Source organism: Actinomycetospora sp., from assembly GCF_036497585.1.
Lineage (GTDB): Bacteria > Actinomycetota > Actinomycetes > Mycobacteriales > Pseudonocardiaceae > Actinomycetospora.
Genome location: NZ_DASXJD010000087.1, coordinates 33,479 through 42,426 on the forward strand (window position 1 = coordinate 33,479; position 8,948 = coordinate 42,426).

Consider the following 8,948-nt stretch of genomic DNA (forward strand, 5'->3'; position numbering starts at 1 on the left):
GCGAGATCCTTGTCTGCCACGGCACACCGGCCTGCCACCCCGGAGCAGGTGGCACCCGCTCCGGGGGGCCGCCCGCTCCGGGACCGGGCTACTGCTCGTTGTCGGGCGTCGGCATGACCGCCCACGTGTCCTTGCCGCGCAGCATGGTCTGGAGGTCGTCGCCGCGCTGCTGGGCCTGCTCGGTGGCCGCGGTGACCTGGGCGCGGGCGCCGTCGTCGTAGGTGGGGCGCTCGACGTTGCGGAAGATGCCCGTGACGGTGTGGGTCAGGTCCTGGTCCGAGAGCCGCGAGAGCGCGAACGCCTGCGTCGGGTCCTCCTCGTCGGCGTGGTGGGTCACGAGCGCGTCCTCGCCGACCTCGTCGACCCGGCGCACCTCGAGGCCGCCGGAGGCCGCGCGGACCACGCCGAACTCGCCGTCGTTGCCGAAGCGGATCGGCTCGCCGTCGACCAGCGGGACCAGCCGCTGGGCCACCTCGTCGCCCTTGCGCAGGACGTCGAAGGACCCGTCGTTGAAGATCGGGCAGTCCTGGAAGATCTCGACCAGCGAGGCGCCGCGGTGGGCGGCGGCCTGTCGCAGGACCTCGGTGAGGCCCTTGCGGTCGGAGTCCAGCGCGCGCCCGACGAACGTGGCCTCGGCGCCCAGGGCGAGCGAGACCGGGTTGAACGGGGCGTCGACCGAGCCCATCGGGGTCGACTTGGTGACCTTGCCGACCTCCGAGGTCGGCGAGTACTGGCCCTTGGTCAGCCCGTAGATCCGGTTGTTGAACAGCAGGATGGTGATGTTCATGTTGCGGCGCAGCGCGTGGATCAGGTGGTTGCCCCCGATCGAGAGCGCGTCGCCGTCGCCGGTCACGACCCACACCGAGAGGTCGGGCCGCGTCACGGCGAGCCCGGTGGCGATCGCGGGCGCCCGACCGTGGATCGAGTGCATCCCGTAGGTGTCGAGGTAGTACGGGAACCGGCTCGAGCAGCCGATCCCGGACACGAACACGATGTTCTCGCGCTTGAGGCCCAGCTCGGGCAGGAAGGAGCGCACCGAGGCCAGCACGGCGTAGTCGCCGCAGCCGGGGCACCAGCGCACCTCCTGGTCGGAGGTGAAGTCCTTGGCCTTCTGGACCTCGTCGGTCGTCGGGACGAGGTCCAGGCCACCGAGCTTCGGGTCGGGGAGGTCAGTCACTGAGGAGCCAGACAGGGCGGTCATGCGGGAAGGTCCCCCTTCACGGCGTCGGTGAGGACGCCGGCGAGCTCTTCTGCCCCGAAGGGCAGGCCTGCCACCTTGGTGTAGGAGCGCGCGTCCACCAGGTACTTCGCGCGCAGTAGCATCGCCAGCTGCCCGAGGTTCATCTCGGGCACGACGACGCGGCGGTAGCGCCCGAGGACCTCACCGAGGTTGTCGGGCAGCGGGTTGAGGTTGCGCAGGTGCGCCTGGGCGATCGACAGGCCCGCGTTGCGGACCCGCCGGCACGCCGCGCCGATCGGGCCGAACGTGGAGCCCCACCCGAGCACGAGCACCTCGGCGTCGCCGTCCGGGTCGTCCACGGTGATGTCGGGCACCTCGATGCCGTCGATCTTGGCCTGGCGCAGCCGCACCATGCGGTCGTGGTTGTCGGGGTCGTAGGAGATCGACCCGCGACCGTCGGCCTTCTCCAGCCCGCCGATGCGGTGCTCGAGCCCCGGGGTGCCCGGCACCGCCCAGGGACGGGCCAGGGTGTCGGCGTCGCGCAGGTACGGCCAGAACTCCCCGGAGCCGTCGGGGGCATTCGCCTCGGTGGCGAACTCGACCGACAGGTCGGGCAGCGAGGAGACGTCGGGCACGTTCCACGGCTCGGAGCCGTTGGCGATCGAGCCGTCGGAGAGCAGGAACACCGGGGTGCGGTAGGTCAGCGCGATCCGCGCGGCCTGGATCGCGGCGTCGAAGCACTCGCTCGGCGAGGCGGGCGCGATGATCGGCACCGGGGCCTCGCCGTTGCGCCCGAACATCGCCTGCAGCAGGTCGGCCTGCTCGGTCTTGGTCGGCAGGCCGGTCGACGGGCCGCCGCGCTGGACGTCGAGGATCAGCAGCGGCAGCTCGAGCGCGACCGCCAGCCCGATCGTCTCGGACTTGAGGGCCACCCCGGGCCCGGAGGTCGAGGTGACCCCGAGCGCACCGCCGAACGAGGCGCCCAGCGCCGCGCCGATCCCCGCGATCTCGTCCTCGGCCTGGAAGGTCGTGACGCCCATGCCCTTGTGCTTGGACAGCTCGTGCAGCACGTCCGAGGCGGGGGTGATCGGGTAGGTGCCCAGGAACACCGGCAGCTTCGAGAGCTGGCCGGCGGCGACCACGCCGTAGGCCAGCGCGAGGTTCCCGGTGATCTGGCGGTAGGTGCCGGTGGGCAGCGCGGCCGGGGCCACCTCGTAGGTGACCGCGAACGACTCGGTGGTCTCGCCGTAGTTCCACCCGGTGCGGAACGCCAGGATGTTCGCCTCGGCCAGCTCGGGCTTCTTGGCGAACTTCTCGCGCAGGAACTCCTCGGTGCTCTCCGTGCCGCGGTGGTACATCCACGACAGCAGCCCGAGTGCGAACATGTTCTTCGCCCGCTCGGCGTCCTTCTTGGACATGCCGGTGGGCTCGAGTGCGGTGCGGGTCAGCGTCGCCATCGCGACCTCGTGGACCTGGTAGGGCTCCAGCGAGCCGTCCTCGAGCGGGTTCGCCTCGTAGCCGACCTTCGCGAGGTTCCGCTTCGTGAACTCGTCGGTGTTCACGATGAGGACGCCGCCGTGCGGCAGGTCCTTCAGGTTCGACTTCAGCGCCGCGGGGTTCATCGCCACCAACACGTCCGGGCGGTCGCCCGGGGTGAGGATGTCGTAGTCGGCGAAGTGCAGCTGGAAGCTCGAGACCCCGGGCAGGGTCCCCGCCGGAGCACGGATCTCGGCCGGGAAGTTCGGCAGCGTCGCGAGGTCGTTGCCGAACGCCGCCGCCTCCGAGGTGAAGCGGTCACCGGTGAGCTGCATCCCGTCACCGGAGTCGCCGGCGAATCGGATCACCACCCGGTGGGTCTGCTTGACCTCGGTCTGCCGGATCTCGCCGTGTGCCACCAGGTGGTCGGGGAACTGCGCCCCGACCTCGGTGTCCGTGCTCATCGAGCGATCCAACCCCTTCGTGCTCTCCGGGCCGTCCTCCGGGTCCGTGTCCTTCTCACCCGGCCCCCGGACGCCGGCGACGTCACCAACATCCCACGTTAACCGCGTGGTGATCGGCGCAGCGCGCCACCCGGGTGCGGGTCACAACACACTTGACCGAACAAGGGGACCGCAAGGGCGAACGCGCCGGTCAACGGCGACGTACCCGCTCGAGCCCGGCCCGGAAAGCAGGCGAGTGCAGGGACGTCAGCTGGGGCCCGACCTCGACGTCGACGGCCGCGGCGTGGTCGGCGAGGTCGGCCGTCGCGCGGACGCTGGCCTTGGTCGCGACGACGAGGTCCCGCGGGGCGCGCGCCGAGTGCGCGGCCAGGCGCAGGGCCTCGACGACGACGGGGGACCGGGCTGCCGTGCCGTCCGCGCCGACCGGCGGATCGGGCATCTCCCCGGGCACCCGGCGCAGCGCGAGCCCGCTGCGCTCGGCGTCCGACGCGTCCATGCCCTCCCCGCCGAGCAGCATCGCGAGCGTCGCCTGCTGGCCGACCAGCCGCTGCGCCATCCACGTCATGCCGCCGCCGGGGTGCAGGCCCAGCCGCAGGAAGCCCGGCTCGAACCGCGCGGTGTCCCCGGCGAGCCGGATGTCGGCCGCGAGCGCCACGTTGATCCCGGCCCCGACCGCGGGCCCGTCGACGGCGGCGATGGTGGGCACCGCGCACGCGGCCAGGGCGAGGAAGCCCGCGTAGACCGCCTTGATGTTCGCCTCGCCGGAGGTGCCCTCGGACTCCCCGATCGCGGCGAGCTCGTCGAGGTCGCCGCCGGCACAGAACGCCGGCCCCCGGTCGGCGGCGCCGGTGACGACCACCGCGTGGACGCGCTCGTCGGCGGCGACCCCGTCGAGCGCCTCGACGAGCCGGTCGGAGAGCGCGCGCGACATCGCGTTGCGCCGGCGCGGATCGCGCAGGGTCAGCAGGGCGGTGACGCCGCTGCCCTCCGTCGGAACGTCCGGGGGGAGGTGCTCGACGAGGACGGCGGGTGCGTCGGTGCTCTCAGCCACGCGGGACATCGTGCCCAAGCCGGTTAGCGTGCGCACATGACCCAGGCGCGCCCCCGTTCCCTCGACCTCCCCGAGGACGCGACGATCCCGCCCCGCCACCCGAAGGCACCCGGCGTCGGGGAGCGGACACCGCCGCACGGTCCCGCGTGCCGGGGCTGCGCGGACGTCCCCGGTGGCATCCGGCTCGAGTCGTGGGTCGACGACGACCGCGGCGAGGGCGGCGAGCCCGGCCACGGCGTCGCGGTGCGCAGCCGCATGGTGGTGACCGAGGACATGCAGGGCGGTCCCGGACTGATCCACGGCGGCTTCCTCACCGCCGCCTTCGACGAGTGCCTCGGCTCGGTTCCCGCGCTCGTGACGCGGGCGTGCGTGACGGCCCGGCTCGAGACCGACTTCCGCGCTCCGATCCCCGTCGGGACGACCCTGTGGCTGCGGGCGCGGCTCGACGGCGTGCTCGGGCGCAAGTACTTCGTCAGCGCCGCCGCCCGCCTCGACGCCGAGGACGGGACGCTGGCCGGCACGGCGCGGGCCCTGTTCGTCCAGGTTGGTGTCGAGCACTTCCTGCGCCACAGCCGCCCCGAGGACCTGGAGGCCCTCGGCGCCTCCCCGGAGCAGATCCGCGCCGCCCGTTCGTGACCGGCGCGGGCGGCCGCCGGAACTCCGGCGCCTGGCTCGTACGTTGGAACCCTCGGGCGGCCCGGGAGAGGTCTCACGGGCCACGGCGAAAGGGAACCACGGTGCGCAACGGGCTGAAGACCGCCCTCCTGCTCGGCGGGCTGAGCGCGTTCATCCTGGTGATCGGGTCGCTGTTCGGACGGACGGGGCTGCTGATCGCGCTGCTCGTCGCGATCGGCGTCAACGGCTACTCGTACTTTTTCTCCGACCGGATCGCGCTGCGGGCGATGCACGCGGTGCCCGTCACCGAGGCCGAGCAGCCCGGCATGTACCGGATCGTGCGCGAGCTGGCCTCGGCGGCGCACCAGCCGATGCCCAGCCTCTACGTCAGCCCGACCGACGCGCCCAACGCCTTCGCCACCGGGCGCAGCCCGCGGCACGCGGCGGTGTGCGCGACCACCGGCATCCTGCGGCTGCTCGACGAGCGGGAGCTGCGCGGCGTGCTCGGCCACGAGCTCTCCCACGTCTACAACCGCGACATCCTCATCTCCTCGGTGGCGGGCGCGCTCTCGAGCGTCGTCACCTACGTCGTGATCGGGGCGCAGCTCTTCGGTGGCGGCAGCCGGAACTTCCTGGCGACGATCCTGCTCGCGCTCGTCGGCCCGCTGGCCGCCGGGATCGTGCAGATGGCGGTCAGCCGCACCCGCGAGTACCAGGCCGACGCCAGCGGCGCGCAACTCACGCACGACCCGCTGGCCCTCGCCTCGGCACTGCACAAGCTGCAGTACGGCACCCAGGTCGCGCCGCTGCCCCCGGAGCCCGAGCTGGTCTCGCAGTCCCACCTCATGATCGCGAACCCGTTCCGGCCGGGCGAGGGCGCCTCGAGGCTCTTCTCGACCCACCCGCCGATCGAGGACCGCATCGCCCGGCTGCAGGAGATGGCGCGTCACGGCTGAGTCCTGACCGGACCGAGCAGGTCCGCGACGTGGAGGAACACCTCCGGGTCGACGTCCTCGGGACGCGGGACCCGGTGCAGGCCCTCCTCCCGGGGCGACCCGCCCGGCACGGGACGGTGGCGGCGCACCGCTGCGAGCCGGTAGCGGCCGCGCATCGGGACCGGGACCGAGGTCTCGGCGGCGACCAGGTCGACGTCGAGGTAGAAGGAGCCCTCGACGAACACCCGACGCCCGGGCTCGAGCGGCTCGACGTCCCCGAGCCCGGCGCTGTTGACGACGACCTCGCGGTCCCCCACCTCCAGGATCTCCACCCCGAGCGCGCCGCCGTCCTCCCGGAGGACCCGGGGCTCGCCGACCACGCCGCAGGCGCCGACGATCCCGAACGGGCCCGCCTCCCATGCCCTGGCCGGCCGGCACCGCAGGTCGTCCACCTCGCTGAGGTAGAGGACCGGGGCGACCTCGAGCACCTCCCCGACCGCGACCACCGGGAGACCACCGGCACGGAGGTGCTGCGGCTGGAGCCGCACCGTCGTCACCTCGCGGTAGCGCGCCTGCGCCCGGGTGGTCCAGCCGGGGTGCGCGCAGGCGTCGGCGGTCACGACCGGCTCCCACCGGCGTGGCCGGCCGCCCCGATCGCGACGGCCGGGCCGTCCTCCCGCTCGGGCACCAGGTCGGCGACGTACACCGCGTCCTCGCTCGCCTCGGCCGGAGCCGGGACCCGGCGGAGGGGCACCGGCCCGACCGGCCGGTCCGCGGTCCGGCGGTAGCGCCGCAGCGCGGCGACCCGGAACCGGCGGCGGCAGAGCGCGACGGCCTCGCCGTGCGCCGAGCCGGCGTCGAGGATCGGGTCGAGGTAGAGCGAGCCCTCGACGTGCAGCGGGCCGTCGCCCTCGGGCGGCTCGGTGGTCGCCCAGTTGACCGGGACGAGCCACCCGGCGGCGTCCAGGACGTCGATGCGGCACGTGCACCCGCCTCCCGGATCGAGGGAGACGGCCGTGACCGTGCCGCGGGCGTCGACACACCCGAACTCGTCGACCGACCAGAACCCCGGCGCGGGCGAGCCGTGGAACGGCCCGGCCTCGTGCAGGAGGCCCGCGTAGACCGCGGGGACCACCTCCAGCGCCTCGCCGACGCGCGCCCGCGGGAGCTCGCCCGCGGCGAGCAGGTGGGGCAGCAGCTGGACCGTCAGCGCTCCCGGCGCCCGCCGCGGTGCCCGCCGTCCCGCGGGAGCCCGTCCCGCTCGACGCCTGGTCTTCCTCGCCGTCCCCGCCATCGGAGTCCTCCCTGGTGCCGCCGGGCCTCGTCGGGGGCTTGGAGGAGCGCGGGCGCCGATCGGTTCCGTGTTTTTCCGGGAAGACTCCGGACATGACCGCCGACTACGGCCCGTACGGCTCGAGCCTGCGCGACCTGCCCCGGCTGCGGCACACCCGCCGTCGTCGCAGCTCCAGCTGGGACCGCAGCGGCGGCAACGACGACCGCGCGCACGTCGCCGCGGGGGCGACCGCCACCCTGCTCGACGTCACCGGGCCCGGCGTGGTCACCCACCTCTGGATGACCGTCGCGACGCCCCGGTCGCTGCGGAACCCCCGCGGGCGGCGGGCCGACCTGCTGCGCCGCCTGGTCCTGCGGATGTGGTGGGACGGCGAGGAGCACCCGAGCGTCGACGTGCCGCTCGGCGACTTCTTCGGCGTCGGGCACGGTCGGACCACGAACTTCGTCGCCGCGCCGCTGCAGATGAGCCCGCAGGACGGCAAGGCGCTGAACTGCTGGTTCGCGATGCCGTTCGCCGCCGGCGCGCGGATCGAGCTGGTCAACGAGGCACCCGAGGAGGTGTGGGCCTACTTCTACGTCGACCTCGAGGAGCTCGACGACCTGGGCGACGACGTCGGGCGCTTCCACGCCCAGTGGCACCGGGAGAACCCGACGCGGGGCGTGCGGCCCGGCCGGTCGAACGCCGACTTCCAGTTCGGCGGCACGAACCTGACGGGCGATGGCAACTACACGATCCTGGAGGCGCGGGGGCACGGGCACTACGTCGGGTGCGTGCTCAACGTCGTGCCGCGGCGACGACGGCGCTGGAACTGGTACGGCGAGGGCGACGACATGATCTTCATCGACCAGGAGCCCGGCGACTGGCCCCCGACGCTGCACGGCACGGGCACCGAGGACTACGTCAACACCGCCTGGTGCCCGACCCAGCCGTACTCGGCGCCGTACCACGGGGTGACGTTGCCGGGCGGGCGGAACTGGCGCGGACCCGTCTCGCTGTACCGCTTCCACGTCGAGGACCCGGTGGTGTTCGAGCGCTCGGTCCGCGTGACGATCGAGCACGGCCATGCGAACCGTCGCAGCGACGACTGGTCCTCGGTCGCGTACTGGTACCAGGCCGAGCCGCACGCGCCGTTCACCCTGGCGCCGGTCGCCGAGCGCCTCCCGTGACACGCTCGTGGACGTGACCGGGCACTGGGTGTGGGTCGTCGGCCCGGACTGCTACCTCGACGACGACGGCCGCGAGCACCCGAAGCTCACGCCTGGCGCCCCGGCGATGCGCTGGGCCTGCCACCGCGACACCCGCCCCGGCGACCTCGCCGTCCTCTACCGCTCGCAGCGCGCGAAGGACCTCGCCTACCTGCTGCGGGCGACCTCGGAGCCCGCCCACGAGCCCGGGCCCCGGCCCTGGAACTGCGAGGCCGAGGTGGTCGAGCGCTTCACCGAGCCGGTGCGGCTCGCCGACCTGCGCGCCGACCCGGTCACTGCGACGTGGCCCGCGCTGCGCGCCTCGTTCGTGCGCACCGGCGCCCCCGTACCGGACGACGTCTGGGAGCGGGTCATGGCGATGCGGCGGTGACCGACGACCGCGTCCGGCTCTCCAAGTGCATGTCCCGGGCGCTGCGCCACGACCCCGGGCGTCTCGGTCTGGAGCTCGACGTCGGGGGGTGGACCCTGCTCGACGCGCTGGTCCGGGGCCTCGACACGCCCGGCGATCCGGTGACGCGGGCCGACGTCGAGGACGTCGTCCGCCACGGCAGCAAGCAGCGCTACGAGCTCGAGGCTCAGCCGTCCGCCCGACGCTGCGCCTCGGCGAGGAAGTGCGCGGTGCCGGCCGTGACGTCGTAGAGGTCGCGGTAGTGGCGGTGGAACTCGTCGTACAGCTCGCGGTGCGCCGGGTCCGGTTCGACGCTATCGGCGATCGGGTTCCACGCCCG

Annotated in this window: 10 protein-coding genes; 5 read left to right on the forward strand and 5 right to left on the reverse strand. The window is 73.6% G+C overall.

Annotation, left to right across the window (positions count from 1 at the left end):
* Positions 1-88: 88 nt before the first annotated feature.
* From VGH76_RS07800 to VGH76_RS07810, 3 genes are all read right to left on the reverse strand, one after another.
* The gene (locus tag VGH76_RS07800) at positions 89-1,201 is read right to left on the reverse strand and encodes a 2-oxoacid:ferredoxin oxidoreductase subunit beta (RefSeq protein WP_331556062.1); all 1,113 of its coding nucleotides are present in this window, start codon (positions 1,199-1,201) and stop codon (positions 89-91) included.
* The gene (locus tag VGH76_RS07805; RefSeq protein ID WP_331556063.1) at positions 1,198-3,120 is read right to left on the reverse strand and encodes a 2-oxoacid:acceptor oxidoreductase subunit alpha; all 1,923 of its coding nucleotides are present in this window, start codon (positions 3,118-3,120) and stop codon (positions 1,198-1,200) included. Before VGH76_RS07805 ends, VGH76_RS07800 begins: the two co-directional genes overlap by 4 nt.
* 190 nt (positions 3,121-3,310) lie before the next feature.
* Positions 3,311-4,180 (reverse strand): enoyl-CoA hydratase-related protein, encoded by an 870-nt coding sequence (locus VGH76_RS07810; protein WP_331556071.1) that lies wholly within the window; start codon positions 4,178-4,180, stop codon positions 3,311-3,313.
* A gap of 27 nt (positions 4,181-4,207) precedes the next feature.
* Between VGH76_RS07810 and VGH76_RS07815 the strand changes: the two genes are divergently transcribed.
* Both VGH76_RS07815 and htpX read left to right on the forward strand, forming a co-directional pair.
* A complete protein-coding gene (locus VGH76_RS07815) occupies positions 4,208-4,807 on the forward strand; it encodes a PaaI family thioesterase (RefSeq protein ID WP_331556064.1) in 600 nt (199 codons plus the stop codon).
* 101 nt (positions 4,808-4,908) lie between these two features.
* On the forward strand, positions 4,909-5,742 hold the full coding sequence (gene htpX, locus VGH76_RS07820; protein WP_331556065.1) for a zinc metalloprotease HtpX: 834 nt from the start codon (positions 4,909-4,911) through the stop codon (positions 5,740-5,742).
* Here htpX and VGH76_RS07825 read toward each other — a convergent pair.
* Together VGH76_RS07825 and VGH76_RS07830 are read right to left on the reverse strand one after the other, a co-directional pair.
* Positions 5,733-6,341 (reverse strand): hypothetical protein, encoded by a 609-nt coding sequence (locus VGH76_RS07825; protein WP_331556066.1) that lies wholly within the window; start codon positions 6,339-6,341, stop codon positions 5,733-5,735. The genes htpX and VGH76_RS07825 overlap by 10 nt on opposite strands.
* The gene (locus tag VGH76_RS07830) at positions 6,338-7,015 is read right to left on the reverse strand and encodes a hypothetical protein (protein WP_331556067.1); all 678 of its coding nucleotides are present in this window, start codon (positions 7,013-7,015) and stop codon (positions 6,338-6,340) included. Before VGH76_RS07830 ends, VGH76_RS07825 begins: the two co-directional genes overlap by 4 nt.
* Before the next feature lie 92 nt (positions 7,016-7,107).
* Between VGH76_RS07830 and VGH76_RS07835 the strand changes: the two genes are divergently transcribed.
* The 3 genes from VGH76_RS07835 to VGH76_RS07845 are packed head-to-tail and all read left to right on the forward strand — an operon-like array spanning position 7,108 to position 8,859.
* Positions 7,108-8,181, forward strand: a complete 1,074-nt coding sequence (locus VGH76_RS07835; RefSeq protein ID WP_331556068.1) for a glycoside hydrolase family 172 protein — start codon at positions 7,108-7,110, stop codon at positions 8,179-8,181.
* A gap of 13 nt (positions 8,182-8,194) precedes the next feature.
* A complete protein-coding gene (locus tag VGH76_RS07840) occupies positions 8,195-8,590 on the forward strand; it encodes an EVE domain-containing protein (RefSeq protein WP_331556069.1) in 396 nt (131 codons plus the stop codon).
* The gene (locus tag VGH76_RS07845; protein WP_331556070.1) at positions 8,587-8,859 is read left to right on the forward strand and encodes an RNA 2'-phosphotransferase; all 273 of its coding nucleotides are present in this window, start codon (positions 8,587-8,589) and stop codon (positions 8,857-8,859) included. Before VGH76_RS07840 ends, VGH76_RS07845 begins: the two co-directional genes overlap by 4 nt.
* Positions 8,860-8,948 lie beyond the last annotated feature (89 nt).

What these genes read in the sequence shown, in the direction of transcription:
- VGH76_RS07800 (WP_331556062.1), bottom strand. Translation starts at nt 1,201, where the DNA reads ATGACCGCCCTGTCTGGCTCCTCAGTGACTGACCTCCCCGACCCGAAG.
- VGH76_RS07805 (WP_331556063.1), bottom strand. Translation starts at nt 3,120, where the DNA reads ATGAGCACGGACACCGAGGTCGGGGCGCAGTTCCCCGACCACCTGGTG.
- VGH76_RS07810 (WP_331556071.1), bottom strand. Translation starts at nt 4,180, where the DNA reads ATGTCCCGCGTGGCTGAGAGCACCGACGCACCCGCCGTCCTCGTCGAG.
- VGH76_RS07815 (WP_331556064.1), top strand. Translation starts at nt 4,208, where the DNA reads ATGACCCAGGCGCGCCCCCGTTCCCTCGACCTCCCCGAGGACGCGACG.
- VGH76_RS07830 (WP_331556067.1), bottom strand. Translation starts at nt 7,015, where the DNA reads ATGGCGGGGACGGCGAGGAAGACCAGGCGTCGAGCGGGACGGGCTCCC.
- VGH76_RS07835 (WP_331556068.1), top strand. Translation starts at nt 7,108, where the DNA reads ATGACCGCCGACTACGGCCCGTACGGCTCGAGCCTGCGCGACCTGCCC.